Here is a 26370-nt window from a genome sequence, read left to right as displayed (position 1 = left end):
CTCCTGGTACTCGGAGAATTCTCTCCCGGTATCGGAGAGCTTTGCGGCCATATGCGGGCCTCGCGCTTTCGTCGGATATGACAGAAGCGCAATCAGGCGGGAATACAGGACGTGCAGGATCCGGACAACCCAGGAAATGGGCCAGGAAATGGGCCAGGAAACGGGCCAGAAAAAAGGCCCGGAAAAGCGGCGAACGAGGCGGCGGAAAAGCGGCCGCCGAAGAGCCGTCACATTCTGCTGCGCATCGATTCCTGGATCGATTCGACCGTCTGGAACGCCGGCTTCCGCGCCGCCGAGATCTGGGAAGACATCACCATTTTCTTCCGCCGCTTCCGCGTGCGCGGCTGGAAGCGCATGGTCTGCGAACTTGCCGGCGAAGGACTGACGCTCGGAGCGGCCGGCTCGGTGCTGATGCTGCTGCTTGCCCAGCCCGCCTTCGAGGCGACCAAGGAGGACTGGCGCAACCGCGGCGATTTCGCCGTCACCTTCACCGACCGCTACGGCAACGTCATCGGCCATCGTGGCGTCATCCACCAGAATTCCGTGCCGATCGACGAGCTGCCGGATTCGCTGATCAAATCGGTGATCGCCACCGAGGACCGGCGCTTCTTCGACCATTTCGGCATCGATTTCATCGGCCTCTTCCGCGCCATGAGCGAGAATGCGCGCGCCGGCGAAGTCGTCCAAGGCGGCTCGACGCTGACGCAGCAGCTCGCCAAGAACCTGTTCCTGTCGAACGAACGCTCGATCGACCGCAAGGTCACCGAGGCGTTTCTGGCGCTTTGGCTCGAGGCAAACCTTTCCAAGAAGGAAATCCTCTCCACCTATCTCGACCGCGCCTATATGGGCGGCGGTACTTTTGGCGCAGCGGCGGCGGCGCAGTTCTATTTCGGCAAGAACATCACCGATGTGAACCTTGCCGAATCCGCCATGCTTGCCGGCCTGTTCAAGGCGCCGGCGAAATACGCACCGCATGTCAACCTGCCGGCGGCGCGTGCCCGCGCCAACGAAGTGCTGACCAATCTGGTCCAAAGCGGGTTGATGACCGAGGGCCAGGTGATCGCCGCCAGGCGCAATCCGGCCACCGTCGTCGACCGCAACGAGGTGGAATCGCCCGATTTCTTCCTCGATTGGGCTTTCGACGAGGTCCAGCGGCTTTCGTCGCGCTTCCACCAGCATTCGCTGATCGTACGCACGACGATCGACATGGGCATCCAGCAGGCGGCGGAGGATTCGGTCGAGACGTCGCTGCGCGAATATGGCGAGGCCTATCACGCCAAGCAGGGCGCGATGGTGATGATCGAAAACGGCGGCGCCGTGCGCGCCATGGTCGGCGGCCGGGATTACGGCGAGAGCCAGTTCAACCGCGCCAGCAGAGCGCTGCGCCAGCCAGGCTCGTCCTTCAAGGTCTACACTTATGCGGTGGCGATGGAGAGCGGGATGACGCCGCAGACGACGATCGTCGATGCGCCGATCTACTGGGGCAACTGGAGCCCGCACAATTACGCAAACCGCTATGCCGGCCGCATCACGCTCGAGACCGCGATCGCCCAGTCGATCAACACCGTGCCGGTGCGGCTCGCCAAGGAAAAACTCGGTATTCAACCGATCCGGGCGATGGCGAAGAACCTCGGCGTCGAAACGCCCATCCGCGACGACGTCACCATCCCGATCGGCACCTCCGAGGTGACGGTGCTCGACCAGGCGACGGCCTATGCCACCTTCCCGGCCGGCGGCTACCAGTCGCGCCGCCACGGCATCACCCAGATCCTCGATTACGACGGCGACGTGCTCTACGATTTCGACCGTGACGAGCCGGCGCCGAAACGCGTGCTCTCCGAACAGGCCGACGCCTATATGAACCAGATGCTGTCGCGCGTTCCCTATGTCGGCACGGCGCGCAAAGCGGCCCTCGACAACGGCATCCTGACCGCCGGCAAGACCGGCACGACCCAGGCCTATCGCGACGCCTGGTTCGTCGGCTTCACCGGCAATTACACCTGCGCCGTCTGGTTCGGCAATGACGACTACACCTCGACCAACGAGATGACCGGCGGTTCGCTGCCGGCGATGACCTTCAAGCGCGCCATGGATTACGCCCATCAGGGTGTGACGCTGCGCGCCATCCCCGGCGTCGAAAATCCCCTGCCCTCGGAAAAGGACCTCGCCAAGACCGCCGCCGCCAAGCCGCAGGACGGATTGCCGCAGCTCATCCGGCCGCGTATGCTCTCGGTTCAATCGACTGGCATCCTCAAGAAGCTTGGCGAAAAGCTGAAGGATGCCGCCCCGCTCGCGCCGGCGAAGGTGGCGAGCGCGGAGTAGCTGGTGGGATCTTACGCGCAGGTTCCGAAATCTCCTGCCTAGGAGATTGTCGAGGCCTGCCCCTCATCCGGCTGCCGCCACCTTCTCCCCGCTCGCGGGGCGAAGGGATATGCCGCAACCTCTCCGTTCCCCGCCAATCGGCGCCTATGTCACGGCTCGGCATTCCACCCTGCCAGAATCAGTGGTAACCCTTTCATCCGATATGGTTTCCAAGGTCATGACGTGTTTCGATTCCCCCTCTTTATCGCGATCACGCTGATCGTCGCCTTCGGCGGCGGGATCATGATTTCGCTTTATGCGCTGGATGCGACACAGGGTTTCGGGGCGATCAAGCTCGGCGCCTGGGACGCCTTTCCGGCGTTGCAGACGGTCGAGGCCGATCCTTACGCCAAGTCGCATCGGGCGCGCGCCGGAAAGCTGCTCTATGGCAGCGCCGAGGGCCTGACGTTTACGGCGAGCGTCGACGACGAGGGCGCGCGGCTGAATGCCGGCTGCCGCTACCGCATCAGCGGGCAGACGCCGCCTGCCCGGCTCTGGACCCTCTTTACCGCCGACAATGGCGGCAATCCGGCTGCAGTGAAGACCGGGCATCCCTCAGCGCTCAATTCCTGGACGGTCCTGCGCAATCAAGACAGCAGTTTCTCGATCGAGATTTCCGCCGTCGCGCAGCCGGGCAACTGGCTGGCCTTGCCGGAGGCCGGCACCTTCCGGCTGGTGCTGACGCTGTTCGACACCCCGACCGCCGGCAGTTCGGGCGTGATCGACCTCGCCATGCCGAAGCTCACCAAGACCGGATGCGGCAATGCTTAGGATATTCTTCGCCGTCCTGACCGGCCTTTTCGGCGCAGCCCTGCTGCATCTCGTCATCATCCTGTCGCTGCCGCATTTCACCGGAAGGGATGCGGCGACCCGCGTGGAGGCAGAGGGCGACCTCAATAATTTCTACCTGCTCGGCGACCAATATGACGAGGCCGGTCTTGCCAATGGCGACCCTTTCCTACGCACCGCCGTCTGCTCCTTCGACGTCGAGGATGCGCCGGTACATTTCACCGCCAAGGGCAATGTGCCCTTCTGGTCGATCGCCATCTACGACAGCGCCTCCAACGAGGTCTTCAGCATGAATGACAGGACATCGGTCGGTGGCGCACTCGATGTGCTGGCCGGCAGTCCGATCCAGCTGACCGACCTGCGCAAGAACTTGCCGCAGGAACTGCAGCAGGCGATCCTGGTGGAAATGGCACGGCCGGACGGCTATGCCGTGCTGCGGACGCTGGCGCCGCAGGCGAGCTTCGATGACGCTGCGCGCAACTTCCTGACGGAAGCTGGCTGCGAGCAATTCGCCGCTCGCTGAGGTTGAAGAGCGGTTACTTCTTGTTGACGCGCGGCGCGGGCGCCGGACGATGTTTCGGGCTCTCGGCCAACCGCTCGTAGCGGACGCCGGTGAACCAAAGGATCTTGGCTTCGCGGGGCTCTTTGTCCGGGCGACGCGGCGCCCGCGACCGCCGATCCGCCAATGCGACTACTATTGCCATTCTCGTCTCCATGCACTGCCCGAGACGGATGAAGTTGCGATGGATTTCACCCTGCCCGCCAATGTGCGGGCCGGCGCGTCCTGCAGTGCCGGGATGACCGGACCGAGGGCATTCGCGCCTTTCCCACGGCACCTGATTGAAATACCGTGATGCGGAGTTTCAACGATCCAAATACTCAAATCGCGTTGTTCCTATCCGAATTGAGACAGACGACAGTTAACAGTTTACTAATATTCGGCCGGTGCCAAACACAGTTCACGTTACTTCCCCCTTAACGCTCGAAGAGTTGATTTGGTTTCACGCCGCCTGCGCAAACGGCCGGCTGGAGATCAACGGATAAAAATAGAGACAATTCATATTGTTGACATCGGCGCTGGAATCCCCCGGCCCGGAAAAGGGCGATGTTGCAAAAATGCATCATGAAAATATTTAATTGCGAGGCGCTCAGATGCGCGTATGTTCGCTCATGTCGGTCACACGTTTCCGGGCTCCGATCGATCGAGGATTTTCCACGTCCTTGCCGGAATGCGGAGGGCAAGCGATGTCTTTGCTGGTCAATTCATCTTTCTCGCCTGAAGATCTCGACGTGCTGCGCAGTGCGCTCGATGCCTGGTGCACAGAACGGCGCATCGACATCAAAAGCGTCGACGCGCAATTCGCGGCGTCCGCAGCACTCGACCTTTATCAGGCCGGTTACGACAGCCGCGAAAAACTGCTGCACGCGCTGCGCGATCACAGGGCCGCCTGAGTTTTCCACCATCACGGCAGCGATGTGCAATCGTCGCAGCACGCCTTCCAAACCGCGCATTTTATATGGCCGGCTAACCATGCCGCGACACGTTTTGCGTGTATATTTCTGTTGCATTTTAATAAAATCTTCAACATGCATTAACCGTCCCGGTGTAGGATTTATTCATAACCGTATGGCCTGACATGCGTTCCGCCAGCGCATATCGGCCTTGGTCCCCTTGTTCTGCGTTTTCGGGGTGTTTTTGTGCGTGACCGGTTTCGAGACCTAGAAGGCCCCTTGGCCGTCAGGAAAAAGGACGTGGTACTAATGGCGACTGTCAGCAGTTTCGAGAACCTGTCTCATCCGACACGGTCCGAACTGCGCCAATTCGCCGAACTTTTCATGCCGCTGTTCCAGGCCTCCTCCGACGAGGCCAAGCGCCAGGCGGTCGCGGCGCTATCCCAATGCGAGAACATGCCGCCCGCCGTGGCGCTGTTCATCGGCAACCAGCCGATCGAGATCGCAGCCCCTTTTCTTGCCGCCTCGAAGGCAATCGCCGACGATACACTGATCACCATCGCGCGCATGCAAGGCGCAACGCATGTCAAGGCGATCGTCAGCCGCAATTCACTCTCGCCGAAGGTCATCGATGCTTTGGTGGCGCTGCGCCAGAGCCAGCCGCGATCGGCGGCCGCGTCGGCGCCGGTCATGGAATCGCCGGCGGTGCCGCTTTCGCCGACGCCGGCCAAGACCAATGAGGCAGATGCGCTGGAGGAACAGCGGGTTGCCAATGAAGAGGCATTGCGCGAGCGTATCCTCGGGATTGCCGGCCATCTCGGCCGTGCCGACGAAGACAGGCTCGGTCTGCGCACGCTCACCGACATTCAGGAGGCGCTGCTGGTGCGCTTCGCGCGCTCACGCGAGGCGACGCATTTCGCGACTGCACTGGCCGATGCGCTTTCCGCCAGCCGCTGGCTTGCCGAGCGCATCATGCTCGATCTTTCCGGCCAGCAGCTCGCCACGACACTGACGAGCCTCGGCATGGGTTTTCTCGATGCCGTCTTCGTGCTCGAAAGGCTCTATCCGCACCTTGCCGATCAGCAGCACAACGTCACGCGCGGCTGGATGGTGCTCGATGCGCTCGACCCGGAAGAATGCCACGAACGCGTCGAAGCCTGGCGGCGCGCCGATCGCTACACCTATAAGCCGGAAGCGGCCGCACCGGCGGCAACGCCCGACTATCGCTTCATCCGCCAGGCACCGCCGCAGCGCGACATGCGTGTCATGGGGCGGCGGTCTCGCTGAGCCGCGGTTGGTGACCTGCCATCTATCAGCGGTTCGAAATGACGCTGAGCTGACGAGCGCCTTGGCTCAGCCGCCCTTCGCAAGCGGGATCATGTCCCCCAGTTCATCCGCCTCCAGCTCGACGATCCAGAGATCGGGATCGAATTTGCGTTCGCGCTCCAGCATCGCGCGGACCGCTTCCGGTTCGCTGCGCAACAGGCGGATCTCGAACAGGCGGTCGCCGGCCTGGCCTTCGTCGAAAGCGGTCTGCGGCGCCGGCGCATAAAGCGTTTCCAGGCCGTCGCGGAAGTGCTGACGGATGAAGATCGCACCCGCTTCCTCCGCACCCTTCTTCTCGACGGCGGCGAAATCGCCGCTGGCGAAGACGCGGCGCAGGAGGGCGGAAATGAAGATGTCGGCGCGTAATCTCATCGATGCGGTATAGACCGGCGCGCGGGTGGCGGCAATGCAGGGTCAGGGTTTGCCACCAGGGGTCAGACCTTGACTGCCAGCCGCAATCCGCCCCAATGCCGTCCGCGGATGGTGATCGGAGCGGAGATATCCTTCATCATCACGAAATTGCCGCCGCCCATATCGCGCCTGTAGGTCTGGACGAGGAATGGCGCGGTGCTGCGACCGGCGGCAAGGCCGACGCGATCGGCGAAGATGCGGCGGTTACGGCAATTGGCGGTGTTCCAGACGCTGTCGCCCGGCCGCTGGGCTTGCGAGAATTTTCGGTTGTGGGTTGGCAGATAGCCGTTCTCGTCGATCGCCGCGCAGAAGGCGATGCGCTCGTCCAAGGTTGTGACGGGTTCCTGGATCGGCGGCAGCAGGCGGTCGGTGAGTTCGGTGAAGGCCGCCATCATCTGTGCCGGATCGGAGCCTGGTATCGGCCGATAGCGTCGGTCGAAGAGAGCATCGAGCCCGATCTGGCCTTCAGCGACGGCGCGCTCGAAGGCGCCGGAAATCCGTCTTGCCACCGACTGCGCTTCCTCGATCCAACGGCTGTCGGCGGTCTTGACGCCGGCGCTCGCCGTCAGCTGGATCAGGGTTTCCGAGAGGCCGACGACGCTGTCGACGCGTTTTGCCGCCTGCTGCAGCCTGACATTCGAGCCGGCGACCTCGGCCGACATCTCGCCGAGTTTCTCGACGAAGCCGGCGCATTGTTGGTCGACCGCCTCGGTGGTGTTGGCCATGACCGTCGAACTGTCGAGGATGCGGGTAATGACATGTTCCATGCTTTCGAAGGCGCCGCGCATCGCCTCCGACTTGTCACGCACGCCGGCGGCACTGTCGCGCGCATCACTGCCGACGGCCGACAGCCGGTCGATCTTCACGCGCAGTTCGTCCAGCGTCTGCTGGATGGAGCCGGTCGCCTTCGAGGTCTGCAGCGAAAGCGCCCGGACCTCGGTGGCGACGACGGCGAAACCCTTGCCCGCATCGCCGGCGCGTGCCGCCTCGATCGCGGCGTTCAGTGCCAACAAGTTGGTCTGGCGGGCGATGGTGCTGATCTCCTCGGCGATATTATCGACATCGGCAAGCGACTTGGAGAAGCCGGCGATCTCAGCGCCGATCTCGTTGGAGGACTGAACCATGTGACCGATCTCGGCGACGGAGCCTGTCAGGCGGTCGGCCGATTCTTTCAGCATATGACGGGCCTCGGCCGCCGTGCGATCGGTCTCGCGCAGCGACACGGCGACCGAGCGGTTGGTCTCGGCAATCGACAGCGCGGTGCGGGTGACATGATCGAAGGCGAAGGCATGCCGGGCCGACATTCCCGCCATGTCCTGGATGGCGCCGGCGATATCGACGAGATCGATGCCAAGGGTGGAGGCTTCTTCGGCAAGACGCAGCAGGATGTGGCGCAGCGCCTCGCGATCAGACCCTCCCGCTTCGACCGCCGGTTCTCCGGCCAGATCGTCTATCGCCTTCAGCGCATGCATGACCGACGCTCCCCCGCCCCAATCAGAAAAGCTTCAGGCAACATGGTTAATAAGTTGCAAACAGCGGCAGAACCTTAGACTTAGGTTGTAGGGAAATCGGACTCCGTGACCGTGGGCCGGCGGTGTGGCGCCCCATCAGCTGGTGATGAAGCCCGTCAGCCGCTCGCTCAACTGCCAGAGGCGTTCGGCAAATTCCGGATCGGTTGCCCAAGGACGGACACCGAGCATCTCGGTCGAATCGCCGGGGACGGCGGCGGCGATATCGCAGTTCTCGCAATAGACGCCGCCGAGACCCTCGAGCTTCTCGCTGACGGCGCACCAGACGGTGGTCGACGCCCCCTGCTCTATTGTCTTCTTGTTGTTTTCCGGATCGATGACCGGCTTGCCGTCCTCGTCGACATAGCCGCTCGCCTTGAGGAAGTCGCTCGACTGATGGCGGACCAGATTGGTGGTGACGATCCCGCCGGGATGCAGCGAGAAGGCTCTGACACCGTGCTTCGCACCCAAAGCGTCCAGTGAGATTGCAAAGAGAGCATTCGCCGTCTTCGACTGGCCATAGGCGAGATAGGGCGCGTATTCGCGGTTCTCGAAATTCGGATCGTCGAAGTCGACGCCGGAGAAGACGTGGCCGCGCGAGGAGACGGCGATGACGCGTGCACCCTCGGCCTTCACCAGCGCCGGCCAGAGGCGGGCAGTGAGCTGGAAATGGCCGAGATGATTGGTGGAGAACTGCGATTCGTAACCGCGGGCATCACGCGTCAAAGGGTTCGCCATCACCGCGGCATTGTTGATGAGAAGATGCAGCGGCTCCCCGCTTTCGAGGAAGCGATCGGCAAAATCGTCGATCGAGCCGGGGTCCATCAGGTCGAGCTTTTCCACCGCAAGGCCGGGAATGCTTTCCACGGCCGCCTTGGCTTTTCCAAGATTGCGGGCGGGGACGACAACCCTGGCGCCGGCTTCGGCGAGCACACGAGCCGTCTCGCGGCCAAGACCGGAATAACCGCCGGTGACGATCGCGACCTTGCCTAAAAGATCGTGCCCGGCAATGACGTCGGCGGCGGTTGAAGCCGCACCGAAGCCGGAACCGATAGGAGCTTGTGGGGTGGACATGACATGCCCTCCGTTGTTGCATGATGGCCTTATGTACGCCCAGGAAACGGGATTCTGAATGCTTGCAAATCCGGATTTCCTGCTTCATCGTTCAAAAATGATCAGTGACCCGCTCTCCGAGATGCTCAACCTACTCGATGCGCGCTGCCTTGTGTCGGGCGGGCTGATCGCCGGCGGCGCCTGGGCGCTGCGTTTCCCCCAGCCGAACCGAATCAAGATCAGCGCGGTTGCCAAAGGGCGCTGCTGGCTTTGCCTCGACAATGGCAGTGAACCCATTCTGCTCGAGGCAGGCGACGTTGCGCTTCTGAACGGCCGGCATTCGTTCGTTCTGGCGAGCGACCTTGCCGTTACGCCCACTGACGCGGTCGGCGCCTTCAAGGAGAAGGTCGACGGAATGGCACACCACGGCGTTGGCGAGGATTTCCATTATCTCGGCGGCCACATCGCGCTCGGACCGCAGGGCATGGAGCTGCTGTCCGACGTACTGCCGCCGATCATTCATGTGCGCGCCGCCCTTGCCGAAGCCGGCGTGCTGCGCTGGCTGCTCGACCAGCTGGTGCGAGAGATGGCGGCAAAGCGGCCAGGCGCCCTGCTCGCCTCGACCCAGCTTGCGCAGTTGATGTTCGTGCAGGTGCTGAGGGCGCACATCATGAGCTCGGCGCCATTGACGGTCGGGTGGCTCCGAGCTTTCGGCGACGATCGCATTGCGCCGGCGCTGCGGCTGATGCATGGCGATCCCGGCCGGTCCTGGCAGCTTGGCGAACTGGCAAAGTCGGCCGGCATGTCGCGCACGAGCTTTGCCCTGCGGTTCAAGACCGTGGCGGGGGTGGCGCCGCTCACCTATCTGATCGGCTGGCGCATGCGCCTTGCCGAACGCGAGCTGCGGGAGGGCAGCATGCCGGTTTCGGCGCTGGCGCTTTCGCTCGGCTACACATCCGAAAGCGCCTTCAGCAACGCCTTCAAACGGATGACGGGTATGCCGCCCAAACGCTATCGCGTGGCGATGGCCCGCGAGGCCGGGCCGATCGAAGAGGTGGTGGATGTCGAGGGGCAGGCGATGACGACGCATTACAGGCTGTTGAAGGCGGCATCCTAATGGTTAGAGTATTTCCGTTTTTCTCCAACTCGCGGAAATGCTCTAAATTCCGGACGCAAAACCGCTGCGCACTTTTACTGGAATTGCTCTATATCGCGCCGATTTCCTTGAGTTTCTTCAGCACCGCCTGGTTCGGCTCGCCGTCTTCGGGCAGGTTGTAGTGCTTCTGAAAATGGCGGATGGCCGCGCGGGTCTGCTCGCCGGCGACGCCGTCGACGCCGACATTGGCATAGGCCATGTTGGAAAGACCCTTCTGGATCTTCAACACCAGGTCGACATTGGTGATTTGGCTTGATGGAACCTGCTTTGCCGCCGATGGAACCGTCTTGACGGTCTTCTCGGCGCTGCGGATCGCCGCTGCCACCGGGTCTTCCGCCGCCGCCTTCGAGCTCACGTCCTCGGGCGGCTTTTCGGCGGGTACGGTCGAGGGGCCGGCAGCATCGGTCTTCAGCGCCACGAGCACGTCCGGCGTCGGATCGCCGGTCTGGGTCATGCCGACGGTTTCCTCGAAGAACAGAATGGCCGCACTGGTGCGGGGGCCGATAATGCCGTCGGGTATGCCGTTATAGAGACCGCGGCGCACCAGCTGCTGCTGGATGTCCATGACGAGCTGGCTTGGCTGCTGGCCGGGTGCGGCAGGCGCCGGTGTCGCGTTGGTGGTGGCGGTATCCTGCGGCCGTTCGATCCGGAAGGTGGTGACGTCGCCCTGTTGCTCCTCGGCCGGGCGGCGGGCGCCGAGCACGGTCGGAGACTGCGGATCGCGGGTGCGGAAGATCGGATGCGGATGCAGGCCCGGCTGATACCAGAGCGCATTGGCGGCGACGAAGGAGAAGATGACGGCGAAGGTGATCGCGCCGCCGGCGATCGACGGATTGCGGCCGATGACGCCGCCGAGCACGGATGCGCCCTGCAGGCCGACCCCGCCGAGCACGGAGGCGCCCTGCAGGCCGAGACCGCCGAGGGCGGCAGCGCCTGACATCAGAAGGCCCGGCTGCTGCCGTCCCCTTTTTCCCTTAGGCGATTTTCGCTTGCGCGCGGCCATCGAAACGCCCCTCTTCCAATCCTGCACCACTATTGACCGCGCCCTTCAGCCGCGGCGGAAACTCGACAGTCGCGCCATGACCGGCGTCTTCGGCGTGCTGTGCACCCGAGCCGTCCGTCGCAATCTCGATGGTGATAATCGTGCCTTCGCCCGGCTGGCTGGCGATGGCGAAATATCCGCCATGCAGCGCCACCAGCCCCTTGACCAGGGAGAGACCGAGGCCGGAGCCTTCGAAGCGGCGGGTGTAATCGTTCTGGATCTGGACGAAGGGCTGGCCGAGCAATGCCAGCTTGTCGGCCGGGATGCCGATGCCGGTGTCGCTGACCGTCAGCTTGAGGATGCCGTCGCGCGCTGCCGCATCGACCGAGACGACGCCGCCGGCCTCGGTGAACTTTATGGCATTGCCGACGAGGTTGATGAGGATCTGCTGGATGGCGCGCTGATCGGCGACGACCTCGCCGAGGCCGCGCTGTATACGGCTCGTCAGGGTGAGGCCCTTGGTCTTGGCCTGCAAGGCCAGCATCGATTCGCAGGATTTGACGGAGCTCGATATGTCGAAGGCTTCGAGGATCAGCTCGTAGCGCCCGGCCTCGATCTTGCTCATGTCGAGCATGGTGTTGACGACGGAGAGCAGATGCGCGCCGGATTCGCGGACCAGGCCGACATATTCGCGCTGGCGATCGTTTTCGAACTTGCCGAAATATTCGCCGATCAGGATGTCGGAAAAACCGAGAATGGCGTTCAGCGGCGTGCGCAGCTCATGGCTGACGGCGGCGAGGAAGCGGGATTTGGCGTCATTTGCCGATTCGGCATCGGCCGCGCGGTTCTGGGCTTCGTCACGCAGCTGCTGCTCGACGGAGACATCGCGCAGCTGGGCAATGATGGCGGCAAGTTCGCCGTCGGCATCGCGCCGGGCCGTCATGTCCATTCTCAGATAAGCGAACTGGCGCTGATCGCGCGAGACCGAGGGCCGGTCGAGGCGCAGGTCGACGCTCTGAGCATCCTCGCCCCGGCGCAGGCCATCGAGCGCCTGCAGGAAAAGAATGCGGTCGGAGACATGCACCTGCTCGAGGAAGCCCCTGCCCTTGGGATCGCGCATCCAGGCGAGGAAATCGCGCCGGTCGCGACCACCGACGGTCGCCACACTGCCATGCGGATCGAGGAAGAAGACGAGGCCCGGGGTGGCGGCAAGGTAGAAATCCTCGGCCGACTGCGTGGCGATACCGGCGGACGAACCCTGACGGGCGAGCGCGATGCTGCCGACGGCGGAAAAGAGAAAGGCGGCGCAGACCATGGCGACACCTGCCGGCAGCGCCACGGCCGGACTGGTGACCGCCGAAAGGCCGATAGGAGCGGCAACGAGAGCAGCCGAGGAGAGCAGCACGAGGCGGCGCAGGATCGCGAGCTCGCGTTGGCGCACGGCTTCACCGCCGCCCGTCCGGGAGAGCCAGCTTGTCGCTGCCCGGTCTACCAGGGCCGTCATCCAGCCGCCAATGTTACTCAATACACGCACGCAATACCCGCCCGAAAGGCTGTCTATCGATCCGGACAATAGGCCTTGGCGACTTAAAGAAAGGATAAGGCAAAAGCGCTGTTCACAGCCTGAAACGGCCGAAATTCTCGTTTTGAAGCATCTGGAAGGCTCTTTGCCTTTTGTGGTTAATAGGGGGTAAGCGACGGATTTTCCTCATATTTCAGCATTGCGTTAACTCCTGTGGCAAGGCGAGCCGGCAAAAGTCCTGCAATTGCAAGCAGGTGCTGCCCTGATGCTTAACGGCGATCGCTCGCATTCGACTAAAAATGCGGCTCAAATGCCGTTCGCTAAAATTTGAACTAAATTTGCCGCAAATGCGCGTGAGTTTCGAAAAGCGGCATTCGCAACTTGGCGGTAGGGTGAAAACACACCGGACAACCGGCCTGATTCGGCGACAAGAACCGGACGGGGAAAACAGGATGGGCAACGACAATGTGGTTTCTGATCAAAGGATCCTTCTGGTTTGGCCTCGTGCTCGTGCTTCTTTCCGTCTTCAGCACGGAGAGTTCCGACAAGCTCGCCAACGGCCCGCAATTGCAGCTGTCCGACGCGTTCACGGCGGCAAGCGGCGCCTATGACTATTTGACCGGCATGTGCTCGGAGAAGCCCGAAGTCTGCGCCAAGGGCACCGAGACCCTCACCGCACTCGGCTACCGAGCCCGCGAAGGCGCCCGCGTTGCCTATGAACTTCTCGACAGCCAGTTCAAGGACGAGGCGCCGGCAGCCGCAAAGCTTGCCGAACCGCAGATGCCGGTGGCGCTCAACATGCCTTCCCTCACCACGCCTGCCATCCAGGAAAAGGTGCGCGAGGCAAAAGCCGCGCTCAACCAGCCGATGCCTTACCGTCCGCCGGTCGAGGACGATGCCTCCTCTGAGGCCGTGGTGACCGGCGCTATTCCGCTGCCGACGCCGAAGCCGGCGACCTGACCCTCAACCAGCTTGCATCGGTGGTCCGCATGACGCGGAGATGCCCCATGCCTGACGTGCCTGCCCTTTTTACTTCAGCATGTTGCTGCGCCGTGAGGATGCCCATCCCTCACGGCGTTTCTTTTTAGCGGTTCAAATCTGCCGGTCTTTCACCTATATGCAGTCTTAGAGCATTTCCTGACGCATTCCGGACGCAAAACCGCTGCGCACTTCTGCTGGAACTGCTTTAATAGTGAAAGGCTTCCGCATGGCATCCCTCGACCAGATCATCGACGACTTCGCTTTCCTGGACGATTGGGAAGACCGCTACCGCTATGTTATCGAACTCGGCAAGGCGCTGCCGGACTTGGCCGAGGAGAAGCGCACCTCGGAGAACAAGGTGATGGGCTGCGCCAGCCAGGTGTGGCTGGTGACCCATACGACAGGCGATCCCGACAATCCCGTCATGAGCTTCGAGGGTGATTCCGACGCCCATATCGTGCGCGGTCTCGTCGCCATCGTGCTTGCCACCTATTCCGGCAAGACGGCATCGGAGATCGCCGGGCTCGATGCCTTCGAGATATTCTCGAAGATCGGCCTGGTGGAAAACCTGTCATCGCAGCGTTCGAACGGACTGCGGTCGATGGTGAACAGGATCCGCGAAGAGGCAAGAGTCCGCACTGCGGCTTGACCGTGGCTGGCCTGCTTTGAGAGCCACAGGACGGACGAGCGGGTCGGTGCCGGCTCTGCAATCGAGTATATTAACACTTGCTGATAGTATAGGAATACATTCTAAACCTGTCGGCAAAGCATAAGACTGGATCGCTTACGCTGTCGTGGCGTCCGGCCGAAACGGGCCGGCCAGTCGACCATCCGACTCCGTTTGAGCCAACAGAATGCTTCAATCCAACCCGGAAAGGCTCTAAATACCGGAAAGAGTATTTCTTCGTCTTGAAAAGGCACACAAAAAAGCCGGGCACAAGACCCGGCTTTTTGTCGTCGATGCTTTCGAAAAAGCTCAGCCGCGGCCGCGCTTGCGGCGCTGCCCGAGGCCCATTTCCTTTGCCAGGCGCGAACGCGCTTCGGCATAAGCGGGCGCTACCATCGGGTAATCGGTCGGCAGGTCCCACTTCTCGCGGTATTCTTCCGGCGAGAGGCTGTGATGCGTCATCAGGTGGCGCTTAAGGGACTTGAAGTTGCCGCCGCATTCCAAACACGTGATCTGCTCGTCCTGTACGGACTTGCGGACAGAAACTGCAGGCTTCTGCTTTTCGACGATCGCCGCAGCAGGCTGCGGTACGGACGTGTTGCTCAGTGCCGAATGCACGTCGGAAATCAGATTGGCCAGGTCGCTGACCGGTACAACATGGTTGCTGACATAGGCCGCGACGATGTCGGCTGTCAGTTCCACAAGCAGCTCCGGCGCACTGCCGGTTGCTATATCCGTCATATTCTTTCTCCTGTTAGCATGCTCAAACGGTCTTTGACTGACACGCCAAAGACCCGCCTCGTAGAAGCGAACAGCAAAAGCACAGGAAGCGACCTTCTGTTTCGAAAAACGCGAAATCCACCCCTAGATTCCGAAGAGCGTGACCTGTTCTTATACTGCCTGACTGGAAACCACTACGTCATGCCCCAGGCGATGGCCTCAGTTTAGACATTAAAAATCAAAACTGAGGGACTTGGAAGCAGTACGATTGCAATTCACAATCAGAACTCTACTTGCATTTTCAAATACCATCGTTTGGTCGAAAGGCCAATTATTATTTGTCGTTTTTCTTGAGAAAAAATGACAGATGAAGAATTGAGGGGCTCTTCGGCAAGCTTTACTCACAGCTTCCTGTGCATAAGTTTTGCATAAATCTGGTAAAGTCGCCGAACAGCATAGGCTCAACGATCCCTGATATCGTCACGGACCGAGGGTGCACCGAGATCATATCCCGAACGATGGGCAGCTCTGGCAAGCAGGTGGGCAGACACCGGCGCCGTCAGCAGGAAGAAGACGAAACCGGCAAGGGCGCGAGCGAGAATCGCCGGGTCCTCTGAATAGAGGCCGGCGGCAAGGAGCAACAGCCCGGAGCCGACAGTCCCCGCCTTCGAGGCCGAATGCATGCGCGTATAGAGATCGGGCAGCCGGACCAGGCCGATCGCCGCCGCAAGCGCAAAGAGCGCACCGACGATCAAAAGCAGGGCGGTGACGGCAGCAACGATATAATCGATCATCGCTTCTTCCCCCCTGCCCGGCGCTTTTGCGTGTTGCCATTTGCCGCAGCGGCGGGCGGCTTCGATTTGATGTTGCCGCGCGACAGCACGAATCGGGCGAAGGCGACTGTCGCCAGGAAACCGACGAGGCCGAGCGAGATGGCGATATCGATATAGAGCGAAAAGCCGGTCTTGACCGCGATGACGGCGATGAAGCCGATGGCGATGCCGGTCAGCATGTCGAGGGCGAGGATCCGGTCCGGCAATGTCGGGCCGGCGACGACACGGCAGACAGTCAGAATCAACGCCAGGCCGAGGATGACGAGTGCGGCCGAGGATGCGACAGCGACGATGGCGGCAGGTGTGATCACCGGAAGGCCTCCATGATCTTGCGTTCGAAACCGTTGGCGATATCGCGCTTGGTCGTCTCGGGATCGGAACAATCGAGCGTGTGCACATAGAGCGTGCGGCGATCTGCGGAGACGTCGACCGAAAGCGTGCCGGGTGTCAACGTGATGAGGTTTGCGAGCAAAGTGATTTGGAAATCGCTCGTCACCGTAAGCGGGAAGGCGAAGATGCCGGGCTTCAGCTTCATGTCGGGCGAGAGGACGGTGACCGTGACCTTCCAGGCCGACAGCGACAATTCCTTCAGGAACAGAGCGGCTAGCGAGAGCACCGGGAGGACGCGGGGGATATGCGCCTTGCCGCCGAAGGATTCGCGGATGATGACCAGCGCCAAGGCCCCGAGCAGCAAGCCGAGCACGAGATTGTGCAGCGAGGCGCTGCCAGTGACAGTGACCCAGGCAATGGCAAGCAGCAGGTTGAAGAGGAAGAAGATCACGGCGCGCGCCCTTCCGGGAAGACCGAACGAAGATAGGCCTGGGGATCGGCCAGGCCGGCAGCGGCCGATTGCGACAGCGCCAGCAACTGTTCCGGCAGGATGCCGAAGCCAACGACCAGCGCTGTCAGCGCCGCGAGCGGCAGGCCCGTGCGCCACCTGACCCCGGGCGGTCTCAGGGTTATCGGCGTCGGGGCTATCGGCGCCGGGCGCCAATAGGCGAACAGGAAGAGACGGCCGAAGGCGATCGTCGTCAGAAAACCGCCGAGGAGGATCGAGGCCGCCAGCCACCAGGCGCCGAGATCGAGCGAGGCCTTGACGAGAATGACTTTCGGCCAGAAGCCGGAAAAGGGCGGCAAGCCACAGGCGGCAAGGAAGAGCACGAGGGAGAGCGCGGTGAAGCCGCCGCTTTGCCTGTAGAGCCCGCCGAGGGCCGACAGCGAAAAGCCGCCGCCGCGCCGGGCGATCTCGCCGGCGGCAAGATAAAGCGCCGTCATCAGCACCATGGAATGGAGCGCATAGAAGACAGCGCCGCTGATGCCGCCAAGGCCGCCGAGGGCGACGCCGGCAAGCATGTTGCCGATGCCCGATATGACGACATAGCCGAACAGCCTGCGGATATCGTTTTCGGCAAGCGCGCCGAGAGCGCCGACGACAATGGTCGCGGCGGCGGCGAGCGCGATCACCGGGCTCAATTCCTGGCGCTCCATCGGCAACAGCATTACCATCACCCGGATCAGCGCGTATATGCCGACCTTGGTGAGCAGGCCGGCAAACAGTGCCGAGACCACGATGCGCGGCGTATGGTAGGCGGCGGGCAGCCAGAAATTGACCGGGAAGGCTGCCGCCTTCATGCCGAAGGCAAGCAGGAAGAGGCTTGCCAGCGTCATCAGCGGCGCTGTGCCGCGCAAATCCCCAGCTTTTGCAGCGATATCGGCCATACTGAGCGTGCCGAAGGCGGCATAGAGAATGCCGACGCCGACCAGGAACAGGGTCGTGGCGATCAGATTGAGCACCGCATATTTCAGTGCGCCGTCGATCTGCTCACGTTCGGAACCAAGGATGATCAGCCCGAACGAGGAGATCAACAGCACCTCGAACCAGACATAGAGATTGAAGATATCGCCGGTCAGAAAAGCGCCGGTGACGCCGGCCATCAGCAGCATCAGCAGCGGGAAGAAGCCGTATCGCCGGCCGCTTTCGCCGATATCGGCCAGCGCATAGATACCGCCGGCGAGCGCGGCAACGGCCGCGGTGAAGGCCATCAGCGCACCGAAGAGATCGACGGTGAAGGCGATGCCAAAGGGCGGCAGCCAGCGGCCCATGACCATGGTCAGCGGCCCGTCGGCCGCGACCTTGGCGAGCAGCGCCGCATCGATCAGCGCCAGCGCCGCAAGGCCAGGGATGGCAAGCCAGGCCTGCAGACGGGGATAGGCGCGCAGCATCAGCAGGACGGCGCCGAGCGTGATGCAATGGGCGACCGGCAGGATGGCGAGCCAGTGACCGATCGGCACCGGAGCGTTGATCAGGGCGGTGGAGAGATCGACGGTGGAGGTGGGGGCGGCCATCAGATGGCGCCTCCGCAATTGCAAGAGAGGGCTTGTCTTGGGGTGAGCATCCGCACAACCATCCGGCTCAATACCCCAATGGCGGCAGCGGCCGGTCGTCGGGCTCGGCGGCGCGCATGTCGCTGGTGTTGTCGGTGCCGAGGTCCTGATAGGCGCGGTAGGTCAGCACCAGCAGGAAGGCGAGGAAGGAGAAGGAGATGACGATCGCCGTCAGGATGAGGGCCTGCGGCAGCGGGTTGGCCGTGCCTGCGGGCAAGCTGTCGAGGCCCACCGGGATGATCGGCGGCACCTCGCGCGTCAGCCGGCCGCCGGTAAAGAGCAGCAGATTGACGGCGTTGCCGAGGATGGCGATGCCGAGCATGATGCGGATCGAGAATTTCGACAGCATCAGATAGATGGCGGCGGCAAAGAACAGGCCGACGAGGATCGCGAGAAGCGGCTCCATCATTCCACCTCCTTTTCCTCGAGCGCCAGTGCGATCGAGGTGATGGCGCCGAGCACGACGAGATAGACGCCGACATCGAAGAGCATGACGCTGGACAGCGGCACCTCGGCGCCGAAAAGCGTCGGATAGATCCAGAGGCCGGTCATGAAGGGAACGGCAAACAGGATGGAGAGAAGACCGGCCACGGTCGACAGAAACAAGCCGAAGCCGGCAATCGACAGCGGATGGAAAAACAGCGCCCGGCGAACGGCGCCAACGCCGCGGGCAATGCCGTAGATCGCCAGTCCCGAGGCAGCGATCAGCCCGCCGATGAAGCCGCCGCCCGGCTCGTTATGGCCGCGCAGCAGCACGAAGACGGAAAAAAGCAGCATCAGCGCGGTGAGAAACGGGGCGGCGGTGCGGAAGATGAGGGTGTTCACGCGCTCAACCCTCCGCCGCGGGATCGTTGGTGGCAAGCTTGCGCTCGCTGCCGGCGCGGATGCGGATCAGCGCCAGGATGGCAAGGCCGGTGACCGCGACGACGGCGATTTCGCCAAGCGTGTCGGTGCCGCGGAAATCGACGATGATGACGTTGACGACATTGGCGCCGTGGGCGATCGATTTGGAATAGGTGTTGAAGAAAGCCGTCAGCGCGTCGTTGAACGGTGCCTCGGTTGCCCGCATCAGGAGAAGCGTGAAGCCGAGGCCGCAGGCAAGCGCCAGCGCGCCGTCGAAGAGCTTGCGGCCGAGCGGCCGCTGATCGTCGGGCGAGAGACGAAGCCTGGTCATGACCAGGGCAAGAATCACCACCGAAAGGGTTTCGACCATGAACTGGGTAAACGACAGATCCGGCGCGCCGAACAGCAGGAAGATGATGGCGACGGCGAAACCCTGGATGCCGAGCGAAACGATCGCCGTCAGCCGGTCGCGGGCAATGAGCACGGCGGCCAGGCCGAAGGCGGCGATCAGGAAGACCGCCCATTCATGCAGCCTGACATCGGTCGGCCAGGCCGGCAGACGCGGCAGCTCGCCATAGACGACGAGCGGGACGATGAGGATGGCGGCAACGCAGAGGAAGGTGCAGGTGACGTAGATCTCCAGCCGCCCCGGCTGGAGCACACGCATGACCCGGCCGGAAAAGCGGACAAGGCCCGATATAGCGACATCAAAGCCATGGTCCGGCCCGGGGCCTGCCGCGCGCAGGAAGACGGCCATCAGGAAACGGGCGCGCGCGAGCTGCCAGTAGACGCCGATACCGAGCAGCACGGTCAGGGCGGAGAGCGCCAAGGGCAGGCCGACATGCGGCGTCAGCGAAATGTCGATTTCAACGGGTGTCTGGCGGATGGCGGATGCGATCGGCGAGGACAGGACGGCATGGGTGAAGGTCGAGAAGATCGCGGCGAGCAGGCCAAGGACGGCGAGAACGGCCGGGCCGAGCCAAAGCAGGACGGGCGCTTCGTGCGGCGGTTTCGGCGTCTCCACCGGTTGGCCGAGGAAGGGTTTCAGCGCCACGGCGAAGGCGACGGCAAACATCAGCGCATTGCCGAAGACGGTTATGGCGGTGAAAGTGAGTGCGCGGACATCGCCACTGGCGAGCGCGGTATAGATTTCCTCCTTGGCGAGGAAGCCGAAGAAGGGCGGCAGGCCGGCCATCGAGAAGGCCGCCGCAAGCGCGATCATCCAGGTGAGCGGCATCGCCCGCCTAAGGCCACTGAGCCTGGTGATATCGCGCGTGCCGGTCTCGTGATCGATGATGCCGGCGACCATGAAGAGAGCGCCCTTGAAGAGGGAATGCGCCACCAGATAGAGTGCTGCCGCCTCGACCGCATGGTCCGAGCCGAAGCCGATCAGCATGACGAGCAGGCCGAGCGAGGAGACGGTGGTATAGGCGAGCTTGAGCTTCAGGTCGGTCTGGCGGATCGCAAGCGCGGTGCCGACCACCAGCGTCAGCCCGCCAAAGAAGGGCAGAAGGATTTCCCAGGCAGAGGTTGCCCCCATGACGGGATTGAGCCGCATCAGCAGATAGACGCCTGCCTTCACCATCGTCGCCGAATGCAGATAGGCCGAAACCGGCGTCGGCGCTTCCATGGCATTCGGCAGCCAGAAATGAAAGGGGAACTGCGCCGACTTGGTGAAGGCGCCGCCCAGGACCAGGATGAGGGCAGCCAGATAGAGCGGGCTTTCGCGCACGACATCGCCCGTTCCCATGAGCCGCGACATCTCGGTGACGCCAGAGATGTTCCAGAGCAGCAGCAGGCCGGCCAACAGGCAGAGCCCTCCCCCGCCGGTCACAACAAGCGCCTGCAGGGCGGCGCGGCGAGCCGCCTCACGCTCGTGATCGAAGCCGATCAGCAGGAAGGAGGTGATCGACGTCAGTTCCCAGAAGACGAAGAGCATCAGGAAACTGTCGGAAACGACGACGCCGAGCATCGCGCCCATGAAGAGGAAGATGAAAGAGAAGAAGCGGCCCTGATCCTTGTGTCCTTTGAGATAGCCGCCGGCATAAAGCACGATCAGCGTGCCGATGCCGGTGATCAGCAACGCGAAAGCCAGAGACAGGCCATCGAGGAACCAGGAGAAAGAGAGATGATAGCTCGGCACCCAGGAATAGCCGCCGGTGACGACCTCACCGCGCGCGATCTGAGGAATGAACCGCAGGAAATGCAGGAAGGCGAGCAAGGGAGCGATCGCCAGGAGCCAGGCGCCGTTTGCGCCGAAGATGCGGATGACGAAGGGAGCAGCAAGAGCGCCGGCGAGCGGAAGACACAGGGCCAGAAATGTCAGAGCCGTGACATCGGCCATGTCTTCTCCTCTACTGGATAACTCCTTAAACCGGAATCGATTCAAGGAACGAAATTATGCAGCAATTCAAAGCGGTACGGCATCCCTTGCGTCTGAAAAGACCCGCGACACCGGAAAGGCAACAGACAAAAAGCCGGCGAAAACCGGCCTGTCTTCTGACTTAGGCGAAACGGGGGAGTGTCTCAAGCGATTTCGGCCGGTCCGGCGAAGCAGGCGATGTTCGAAGCCGATCAGGCTGTCGATCTGGAAAGGCGCGTCAGCAGCCGGGCGATGCAACCGTGAAGGATGAAGACCAGAAGCGTCAACGGCCAGAGCAGGCAAGCGAGGAGCCCGGCGAGACGATGAAGCGTCAAGCCGTCATGGTTGGCCCAGCCTTCCAACAGCGTGACCGCCATGGCGGCCACGGCCACAAGGCCGTAGAGCAGGACGATTGCTGTTTCAAACACCAGTGATTCTCCAATGCACGCAACATTAACCCTAACAGAAAACCCCTAACGGATGTAAAAGCAAGCCTCTTCCCCCAATTGGGTATGCCGTCGATCTCATGCGCGCCGCGGCAGACTTGATGAAGTGAACGCGGCGCACCACATTTTCTCGCGAAACGGAACCCGCCCCTCGGCGAAAGGAGCACCCTCATGTCCGAAACTGCGACCACCGCCAAGATCCACAAGACCGACGCCGAATGGAAAGAGCAGCTCACTCCCGAGCAATACCGCATCACGCGCCAGCACGGCACCGAACGCGCCTTCACCGGGCCCTACTGGGATTCGTTCGAGACGGGGCTTTACCGCTGCGTCGGCTGCAACGCGCCGCTTTTTCGCTCCGACACGAAATTCGATGCCGGCTGCGGCTGGCCGAGCTATTTCGAAGCGGTGTCGCCCGAAGCGGTGATCGAGCATCGCGACACGAGCCACGGCATGGTGCGCACCGAAATCCGTTGCGGCAGCTGCGACGCCCATCTCGGCCACGTCTTTCCCGACGGCCCACCACCGACCGGCCTGCGCTACTGCATCAACGGCCACTCCATGGTGTTCGAGCCCGGGAAATAAGCCCTGCGCAGCAATCGACAGGCGGCTTAACCGGTGCCATCGGTCGCTGTCTCTCCCCGTCTTGATCGGCAGTGCTACTCGACGATACGCCGAGCCCGCCGATCACTGGTGCTCAGCAGGACAGGGCCAGGTTGTCGGTGCCGAGAGGCCGGCCGGCAGCTTGGTCGAGGCATCGCCGCAAGCCAGGTCGATCTGCGCCTGTTCGAGCCCGGTTGCGGCCGAGAGGTCGAGGCCTTCGATCCGGGTCAGGAACATGAAGGCGCGGTCGAACATCGGCGTTGTTTCGAAAGTGGCGCCGGAGAGGTCGGCTCGGGAGAGATTGGCGAAAGAGAATTTCGCCGCCGTCAGCACCGCTTTGTCAAAATCGGCGCGGCCGAGCTCGGCCTTTTCGAAGCTCGCGCCGGCAAGCCGGGCACCGGCAAAATTGGCACGCTGCAACTCGGCGCCGGCAAAGGACGCGCCTTCGGCGATGATATTGGCGAAGTTGGAGCGATAGGCCTCGATCTTGGCGAAGTTGGCGCCTTCGGCGTGTGCGCCCTCCAGTGAGGCGCGCACCAGCGTCGCTTTCTCCAGATTGGCGGATTTGACGTTGGCACCAGCAAGATCGGTCAGCGAGAAATCGGTGCCGACGAGATTGGCGCCTTCGAGGTCACTGCCCTGCAGCATCAGGTTCTTCTTGGTGCAATCCTGCCAGTCGAGCTTCGGCGAGGCCAGGCTGCCGCAATCGGCGGCTCGTGCGGCAACCGGCGGAAATGCCAAAAGGACGAGGGCAAGGAGACCGAGCGACGATCCGTGCATTGCCATTGAACTATTCACCCCCATGACGCTTGCATGACGCTTTCAGGCTGCCTTTCGCGAAGCAGCCTTCCAATTTCTTACACAGCTCAGACTACAATAAAAAGATGGCGCGCGCCCTTCACAATGGATTGCGGTCCGGCTTTTCCTGGCAGGTGGTATCCACCTTGCCTAGCAGGCGGTTAATCCGCCTTGCCGGGCGGGTGGATCAATTCGCCGTGCCTGGCAGGCTTAACTCCATGCAGGTGAGGTCCAGCCAGCGGCCGAACTTGGTGCCGACCTCGGAGAATCTGCCGGCGAGGCGGAAGCCGAGCTTTTCGTGCAGCCTGATCGAGGCGGTGTTCTCCGCCTCGATGCCGGCAATCATCACATGGATATTGCCGGCCGCAGCACGCGCGATCAGTTCCCGCATCAGCCGCTCGCCGATGCCTGCACCCCGGCAATCCTTGTCGACATAGACGGAATGCTCGACCGTGTGGCGGTAGCCGTCGAAAGGCCGCCAGTCGCCATAGGAGGCATAGCCTGCGACCTTGCCCGACATTTCGGCGACGATGACGGGAAAGCCGCGCGCCTTGCGCGCCCTGAACCATTCCAGCCGATTTTCGAGATCGACCAGCGTATCGTTCCAGATCGCCGTCGTGTGCTCGACGGCGTGATTATAGATATCGCGGATGGCGGAAAGATCGGCTTCGGTGGCGTCGCGGAGGAGGACAGCGTCTGTCATGATGCTCAGGTTCATATTGTTTGCGAAGGCGGGCATACGCCCCGCCTGCAAAGATGTAAACGGCGGATGCGCAATAGCAACGGCTTCGGGCACATCAGTCGTTCAGAGGCCCGGCGCCGACAGGCTGAAACAGGTGAAGACGGCCGAATAATGCACCGCCGCGGCAGTGACGACGAAACCGTGCCAGATGGCGTTCTGGAAGCGCAGCTTCTCCCAGACATGGAAGATGACGCCGAGCGAATAGATGACGCCGCCGATGACGATCAGCAGCATCGAGGCGGCGGGAATGCGCGATGCGACGGGCTCGGCCACGAGCACGCCGCTCCAGCCCATGGCGAGATAAAGCAGGATGGCAAGACGGTCGAAACGCCCGGGAAAGGCGCATTTCAGGACAATGCCGACGGCGGCAAACAGCCAGATCGCGACCAGCATGAACAAGAGCAGCGGATCGTCGGCGCCACGTTCGAGGAAGGGCGTATAGGTGGCAGCGATCAAGAGGAAGATCGCCGAATGATCGAAGCGGCGCAGATACCATTTCGTGCGCGAGACCGGCCAGGCGTTGTAGGAAAAGGAAATGGCAAGCGTCAGCACCAGCCCGACGCCATAGATCCAGGCGGCGGCGAGCGCGCCATAGGAACTCCAGACCGTGGCGTAGAAGATCAGCGCGGTGGCCCCGATCAGCGCCAGCACGAGACCGACGCCATGGACGATACCGTCGGCGATCAATTCATATCTATCATAAGCCCAGCGAATGCCGTTGAACTCGCCCATGCACGCCAATCCGTTTCATACCCGATTGCAATCGTCGCATCGAACGGACGGGCGTGCAACTGTGGCAAAGCGCACGGGCGGTAAATCTTCGTGACAGGCAGCAGGGTGAAAAGTCAAACCTTCTGACGGTCAACCAGCACCGAGCATTTGGCATGGCGCACGACCCGATCGGCGGTGGCGCCGATGAAGTAGTTGGAAAAGTCGGGAACGTGCGAGGCGACGATAATCAGGTCGGCGCCGTGGCTTTCGGCGGCGGAGATGATCGCTTTGGCAGGCGGGCCGTTGCCGATCTCGACAGTTGCCGCAACACCGGCTGCGGCGAGCAGTGCTTGCAGTTGCTCGCGGCTGTCCTTCATGACGTCCTCGACCATATTGGCCGGCAACTCGATCGCGACATAACTCGGCACATCTTCGATGACGTTGAGCGCGATGATCTCACCGCCGTCATCGAGCAAGGACGCGGCCTTGCGGAGGATCTTTTCTCCCTTTTCGATGCCGCCGAGGGCGATCGCTACGATGATCTTTCTGTACATGGCTTCCCTCCATGACTGCGATGCATAAGCTTCCTCTAAAGAAGATATGAGCGCATTGATCGCAATCAAGTGGACGCAAGTCATCGTCAACATCTGCTCAACGCTTCATCCTCAAAAACGGGTCTTCTGTGAACAATTGGAATGCGCCATATAGGGCTCAAGTACGGCAGCCGAGGGGAGATCAGAGGCGAATGAACCGGCGAAACTTCCTCGGGCTTGCCACGGGCGGCATGTTTGCCGCCACCGCCGGTACGCCTTCTATCCTACGGGCCAATTCAGAGGCAGGAGAACAAGCCATGACGACCGAAACTTCCTATGCGCTGACGCGGCCGGCCTATATCGACCAGTCGCATCTGGTCGTGACCGACCTCGGCCTGGTTTCCGGCTTCTACCAATCGATGCTCGGCCTGAAGGTGATCGAGAAGACGGCGAGCGGCGAAGTGCTGGGTGTCGGCGACCTGCCTTTGCTGACGCTGACGACCGCAAAAGATGCGACCATCGCGCCGCGCAATGCCGCCGGCCTTTTCCACACCGCCTTCCTGATGCCGGACCGGACGGAGCTCGCACGCTGGCTGCGCCATGCGGCAAACAACAACGTCGCGCTCGACGGCGCCTCGGACCATCTCGTCAGCGAGGCGATCTATCTTTCCGATCCCGAAGGCAATGGCATCGAGATCTATGCCGACCGGCCGCACGAACAATGGAAATTCCATGAGGACGGCATGGTGGAGATGGCGACGCTGCGCCTCGACCTGCAGGCGCTCTACAACAGCGCGCCTGATGAGCGCTGGGACGGCATGGCTGCGGGGACGGCGATCGGCCACCTGCATCTGCAGGTCGGCGACATCCCTCAGGCAGACGCCTTTTACCGCGACGTCCTCGGCCTCAAGCTGATGGCGCGTTATCCGGGCGCGAGCTTCTTTGCGAGCGGCGGCTACCACCACCATCTCGGCGCCAATATCTGGAACAGCCGGGGCGCCACGGCACGCGCCGGCAATATGACCGGACTTTCGGACTACAAGGTCCGTTTCAACGACAAGGCGACACTGGATGCGGCGGTCTCCAAGCTCGATGCGCGGGAGATCAAAAGCGAGAAGCGTGACGGCGGCGTGTTCCTCAGGGATCCCTGGGGTATCGGCCTGACGCTTTCGGCGTAATTTCCAGA

The 26370-nt window shown here is 62.3% G+C and carries 29 protein-coding genes; 10 read left to right on the top strand and 19 right to left on the bottom strand.

The genetic code is table 11. The features are described 5' to 3' along the window. Window positions 1–111 precede the first annotated feature (111 nt). The 3 genes from RL_RS07250 to RL_RS07240 all read left to right on the top strand — a co-directional run bounded on the left by RL_RS07250 (window position 112) and on the right by RL_RS07240 (window position 3673). Window positions 112–2322, top strand: a complete 2211-nt coding sequence (locus RL_RS07250; RefSeq protein WP_041936233.1) for a transglycosylase domain-containing protein — start codon at window positions 112–114, stop codon at window positions 2320–2322. A 222-nt stretch (window positions 2323–2544) separates the two neighbouring features. After that, window positions 2545–3132, top strand: coding sequence for a DUF1214 domain-containing protein (locus RL_RS07245; RefSeq protein ID WP_011651097.1), 588 nt, complete (start codon window positions 2545–2547; stop codon window positions 3130–3132). Then, a complete protein-coding gene (locus RL_RS07240) occupies window positions 3125–3673 on the top strand; it encodes a DUF1254 domain-containing protein (protein ID WP_011651096.1) in 549 nt (182 codons plus the stop codon). The genes RL_RS07245 and RL_RS07240 overlap by 8 nt, the downstream gene beginning before the upstream one ends. A gap of 13 nt (window positions 3674–3686) precedes the next feature. On the opposite strand, the gene RL_RS40075 is transcribed toward RL_RS07240, so the two are convergent. Beyond that, window positions 3687–3854 carry a hypothetical protein gene (locus RL_RS40075; RefSeq protein WP_165447569.1) on the bottom strand — a complete coding sequence of 56 codons (168 nt, stop codon included), beginning with the start codon at window positions 3852–3854 and terminating at the stop codon, window positions 3687–3689. A 541-nt stretch (window positions 3855–4395) separates the two neighbouring features. Here RL_RS40075 and RL_RS07235 point away from each other — a divergent pair. Next, window positions 4396–4602, top strand: coding sequence for a hypothetical protein (locus tag RL_RS07235; protein ID WP_011651094.1), 207 nt, complete (start codon window positions 4396–4398; stop codon window positions 4600–4602). A gap of 246 nt (window positions 4603–4848) precedes the next feature. Then, window positions 4849–5889, top strand: a complete 1041-nt coding sequence (locus RL_RS07230; protein WP_011651093.1) for a DUF2336 domain-containing protein — start codon at window positions 4849–4851, stop codon at window positions 5887–5889. A 66-nt stretch (window positions 5890–5955) separates the two neighbouring features. Here the strand turns inward: RL_RS07230 and RL_RS07225 are convergent, their stop codons facing one another. The 3 genes from RL_RS07225 to RL_RS07215 all read right to left on the bottom strand — a co-directional run bounded on the left by RL_RS07225 (window position 5956) and on the right by RL_RS07215 (window position 8921). Continuing rightward, on the bottom strand, window positions 5956–6300 hold the full coding sequence (locus RL_RS07225) for a DUF1491 family protein (protein ID WP_011651092.1): 345 nt from the start codon (window positions 6298–6300) through the stop codon (window positions 5956–5958). A 62-nt stretch (window positions 6301–6362) separates the two neighbouring features. Beyond that, a complete protein-coding gene (locus RL_RS07220; protein WP_011651091.1) occupies window positions 6363–7811 on the bottom strand; it encodes a methyl-accepting chemotaxis protein in 1449 nt (482 codons plus the stop codon). A 135-nt stretch (window positions 7812–7946) separates the two neighbouring features. After that, on the bottom strand, window positions 7947–8921 hold the full coding sequence (locus RL_RS07215) for an oxidoreductase (protein WP_011651090.1): 975 nt from the start codon (window positions 8919–8921) through the stop codon (window positions 7947–7949). A 58-nt stretch (window positions 8922–8979) separates the two neighbouring features. Here RL_RS07215 and RL_RS07210 point away from each other — a divergent pair, with 58 nt between their 5' ends. Further along, the gene (locus tag RL_RS07210; RefSeq protein ID WP_028741535.1) at window positions 8980–10017 is read left to right on the top strand and encodes an AraC family transcriptional regulator; all 1038 of its coding nucleotides are present in this window, start codon (window positions 8980–8982) and stop codon (window positions 10015–10017) included. Window positions 10018–10105: 88 nt separating this feature from the next. Here the strand turns inward: RL_RS07210 and RL_RS07205 are convergent, their stop codons facing one another. Further along, window positions 10106–11059: a peptidoglycan-binding domain-containing protein gene (locus RL_RS07205; protein WP_011651088.1), complete on the bottom strand. Its 954-nt coding sequence runs from the start codon at window positions 11057–11059 to the stop codon at window positions 10106–10108. Beyond that, complete coding sequence (locus RL_RS07200) at window positions 11031–12611, bottom strand: sensor histidine kinase (protein ID WP_011651087.1); 1581 nt, start codon at window positions 12609–12611, stop codon at window positions 11031–11033. Before RL_RS07200 ends, RL_RS07205 begins: the two co-directional genes overlap by 29 nt. Window positions 12612–13025: 414 nt before the next feature. On the opposite strand from RL_RS07200, the gene RL_RS07195 reads away from it, so the two are divergent. Beyond that, entirely contained in the window at window positions 13026–13520 is a 495-nt protein-coding gene (locus RL_RS07195; protein ID WP_011651086.1) for a DUF5330 domain-containing protein, read from the top strand. A gap of 247 nt (window positions 13521–13767) precedes the next feature. Then, a complete protein-coding gene (locus RL_RS07190; protein WP_028741538.1) occupies window positions 13768–14190 on the top strand; it encodes a SufE family protein in 423 nt (140 codons plus the stop codon). 327 nt (window positions 14191–14517) lie between these two features. Here RL_RS07190 and RL_RS07185 read toward each other — a convergent pair whose 3' ends face one another. From RL_RS07185 to RL_RS07145, 9 genes are all read right to left on the bottom strand, one after another. Beyond that, window positions 14518–14949 carry a MucR family transcriptional regulator gene (locus RL_RS07185; RefSeq protein ID WP_003546634.1) on the bottom strand — a complete coding sequence of 144 codons (432 nt, stop codon included), beginning with the start codon at window positions 14947–14949 and terminating at the stop codon, window positions 14518–14520. 440 nt (window positions 14950–15389) lie between these two features. After that, window positions 15390–15722 (bottom strand): monovalent cation/H(+) antiporter subunit G, encoded by a 333-nt coding sequence (gene mnhG, locus RL_RS07180; protein ID WP_011651084.1) that lies wholly within the window; start codon window positions 15720–15722, stop codon window positions 15390–15392. After that, the gene (locus RL_RS07175; RefSeq protein ID WP_011651083.1) at window positions 15719–16072 is read right to left on the bottom strand and encodes a cation:proton antiporter; all 354 of its coding nucleotides are present in this window, start codon (window positions 16070–16072) and stop codon (window positions 15719–15721) included. The genes mnhG and RL_RS07175 overlap by 4 nt, the downstream gene beginning before the upstream one ends. Further along, a complete protein-coding gene (locus RL_RS07170) occupies window positions 16069–16542 on the bottom strand; it encodes a Na+/H+ antiporter subunit E (protein ID WP_011651082.1) in 474 nt (157 codons plus the stop codon). The genes RL_RS07175 and RL_RS07170 overlap by 4 nt, the downstream gene beginning before the upstream one ends. Then, window positions 16539–18107: a Na+/H+ antiporter subunit D gene (locus RL_RS07165; RefSeq protein ID WP_011651081.1), complete on the bottom strand. Its 1569-nt coding sequence runs from the start codon at window positions 18105–18107 to the stop codon at window positions 16539–16541. Before RL_RS07165 ends, RL_RS07170 begins: the two co-directional genes overlap by 4 nt. A gap of 67 nt (window positions 18108–18174) precedes the next feature. Further along, on the bottom strand, window positions 18175–18552 hold the full coding sequence (locus RL_RS07160; protein WP_032985038.1) for a Na+/H+ antiporter subunit C: 378 nt from the start codon (window positions 18550–18552) through the stop codon (window positions 18175–18177). Beyond that, window positions 18552–18971: a Na(+)/H(+) antiporter subunit B gene (locus RL_RS07155; protein ID WP_003546620.1), complete on the bottom strand. Its 420-nt coding sequence runs from the start codon at window positions 18969–18971 to the stop codon at window positions 18552–18554. The genes RL_RS07160 and RL_RS07155 overlap by 1 nt, the downstream gene beginning before the upstream one ends. A 4-nt stretch (window positions 18972–18975) precedes the next feature. Then, on the bottom strand, window positions 18976–21333 hold the full coding sequence (locus RL_RS07150) for a putative monovalent cation/H+ antiporter subunit A (protein ID WP_011651079.1): 2358 nt from the start codon (window positions 21331–21333) through the stop codon (window positions 18976–18978). A gap of 230 nt (window positions 21334–21563) precedes the next feature. After that, window positions 21564–21779 (bottom strand): hypothetical protein, encoded by a 216-nt coding sequence (locus RL_RS07145; RefSeq protein WP_011651078.1) that lies wholly within the window; start codon window positions 21777–21779, stop codon window positions 21564–21566. Between the two features lie 189 nt (window positions 21780–21968). Here RL_RS07145 and msrB point away from each other — a divergent pair, with 189 nt between their 5' ends. Further along, window positions 21969–22382: a peptide-methionine (R)-S-oxide reductase MsrB gene (gene msrB, locus RL_RS07140; protein ID WP_003546617.1), complete on the top strand. Its 414-nt coding sequence runs from the start codon at window positions 21969–21971 to the stop codon at window positions 22380–22382. A 102-nt stretch (window positions 22383–22484) separates the two neighbouring features. Here the strand turns inward: msrB and RL_RS07135 are convergent, their stop codons facing one another. The 4 genes from RL_RS07135 to RL_RS07120 all read right to left on the bottom strand — a co-directional run bounded on the left by RL_RS07135 (window position 22485) and on the right by RL_RS07120 (window position 25205). Then, window positions 22485–23186, bottom strand: a complete 702-nt coding sequence (locus RL_RS07135) for a pentapeptide repeat-containing protein (protein ID WP_011651077.1) — start codon at window positions 23184–23186, stop codon at window positions 22485–22487. A gap of 199 nt (window positions 23187–23385) precedes the next feature. Continuing rightward, window positions 23386–23937 (bottom strand): GNAT family N-acetyltransferase, encoded by a 552-nt coding sequence (locus RL_RS07130; protein WP_011651076.1) that lies wholly within the window; start codon window positions 23935–23937, stop codon window positions 23386–23388. A 66-nt stretch (window positions 23938–24003) separates the two neighbouring features. Beyond that, entirely contained in the window at window positions 24004–24672 is a 669-nt protein-coding gene (locus RL_RS07125; RefSeq protein ID WP_028741543.1) for a PAQR family membrane homeostasis protein TrhA, read from the bottom strand. A gap of 113 nt (window positions 24673–24785) precedes the next feature. Further along, window positions 24786–25205: a universal stress protein gene (locus tag RL_RS07120; RefSeq protein ID WP_003546608.1), complete on the bottom strand. Its 420-nt coding sequence runs from the start codon at window positions 25203–25205 to the stop codon at window positions 24786–24788. Window positions 25206–25501: 296 nt separating this feature from the next. Between RL_RS07120 and RL_RS07115 the strand changes: the two genes are divergently transcribed. Further along, window positions 25502–26362, top strand: coding sequence for a VOC family protein (locus RL_RS07115; protein ID WP_041936232.1), 861 nt, complete (start codon window positions 25502–25504; stop codon window positions 26360–26362). Window positions 26363–26370 lie beyond the last annotated feature (8 nt).

The sequence above is a fragment of the Rhizobium johnstonii 3841 genome (assembly GCF_000009265.1).
GTDB classification, from domain to species: Bacteria; Pseudomonadota; Alphaproteobacteria; order Rhizobiales; family Rhizobiaceae; genus Rhizobium; species Rhizobium acaciae.
The sequence above is the reverse complement of the archived record's forward strand: the minus strand, read 5'-3'. Positions and strand labels throughout refer to the sequence as shown.

Bases quoted from the DNA above. Each gene is read 5' to 3' on its own strand.
- RL_RS07240 (WP_011651096.1), top strand. From the start codon at position 3,125: ATGCTTAGGATATTCTTCGCCGTCCTGACCGGCCTTTTCGGCGCAGCC.
- RL_RS40075 (WP_165447569.1), bottom strand. From the start codon at position 3,854: ATGGCAATAGTAGTCGCATTGGCGGATCGGCGGTCGCGGGCGCCGCGT.
- RL_RS07235 (WP_011651094.1), top strand. From the start codon at position 4,396: ATGTCTTTGCTGGTCAATTCATCTTTCTCGCCTGAAGATCTCGACGTG.
- RL_RS07225 (WP_011651092.1), bottom strand. From the start codon at position 6,300: ATGAGATTACGCGCCGACATCTTCATTTCCGCCCTCCTGCGCCGCGTC.
- RL_RS07220 (WP_011651091.1), bottom strand. From the start codon at position 7,811: ATGCATGCGCTGAAGGCGATAGACGATCTGGCCGGAGAACCGGCGGTC.
- RL_RS07215 (WP_011651090.1), bottom strand. From the start codon at position 8,921: ATGTCCACCCCACAAGCTCCTATCGGTTCCGGCTTCGGTGCGGCTTCA.
- RL_RS07210 (WP_028741535.1), top strand. From the start codon at position 8,980: ATGCTTGCAAATCCGGATTTCCTGCTTCATCGTTCAAAAATGATCAGT.
- RL_RS07205 (WP_011651088.1), bottom strand. From the start codon at position 11,059: ATGGCCGCGCGCAAGCGAAAATCGCCTAAGGGAAAAAGGGGACGGCAG.
- RL_RS07195 (WP_011651086.1), top strand. From the start codon at position 13,026: ATGTGGTTTCTGATCAAAGGATCCTTCTGGTTTGGCCTCGTGCTCGTG.
- RL_RS07190 (WP_028741538.1), top strand. From the start codon at position 13,768: ATGGCATCCCTCGACCAGATCATCGACGACTTCGCTTTCCTGGACGAT.
- RL_RS07185 (WP_003546634.1), bottom strand. From the start codon at position 14,949: ATGACGGATATAGCAACCGGCAGTGCGCCGGAGCTGCTTGTGGAACTG.
- mnhG (WP_011651084.1), bottom strand. From the start codon at position 15,722: ATGATCGATTATATCGTTGCTGCCGTCACCGCCCTGCTTTTGATCGTC.
- RL_RS07165 (WP_011651081.1), bottom strand. From the start codon at position 18,107: ATGGCCGCCCCCACCTCCACCGTCGATCTCTCCACCGCCCTGATCAAC.
- RL_RS07160 (WP_032985038.1), bottom strand. From the start codon at position 18,552: ATGGAGCCGCTTCTCGCGATCCTCGTCGGCCTGTTCTTTGCCGCCGCC.
- RL_RS07150 (WP_011651079.1), bottom strand. From the start codon at position 21,333: ATGGCCGATGTCACGGCTCTGACATTTCTGGCCCTGTGTCTTCCGCTC.
- msrB (WP_003546617.1), top strand. From the start codon at position 21,969: ATGTCCGAAACTGCGACCACCGCCAAGATCCACAAGACCGACGCCGAA.
- RL_RS07135 (WP_011651077.1), bottom strand. From the start codon at position 23,186: ATGGCAATGCACGGATCGTCGCTCGGTCTCCTTGCCCTCGTCCTTTTG.
- RL_RS07130 (WP_011651076.1), bottom strand. From the start codon at position 23,937: ATGCCCGCCTTCGCAAACAATATGAACCTGAGCATCATGACAGACGCT.
- RL_RS07125 (WP_028741543.1), bottom strand. From the start codon at position 24,672: ATGGGCGAGTTCAACGGCATTCGCTGGGCTTATGATAGATATGAATTG.
- RL_RS07120 (WP_003546608.1), bottom strand. From the start codon at position 25,205: ATGTACAGAAAGATCATCGTAGCGATCGCCCTCGGCGGCATCGAAAAG.
- RL_RS07115 (WP_041936232.1), top strand. From the start codon at position 25,502: ATGACGACCGAAACTTCCTATGCGCTGACGCGGCCGGCCTATATCGAC.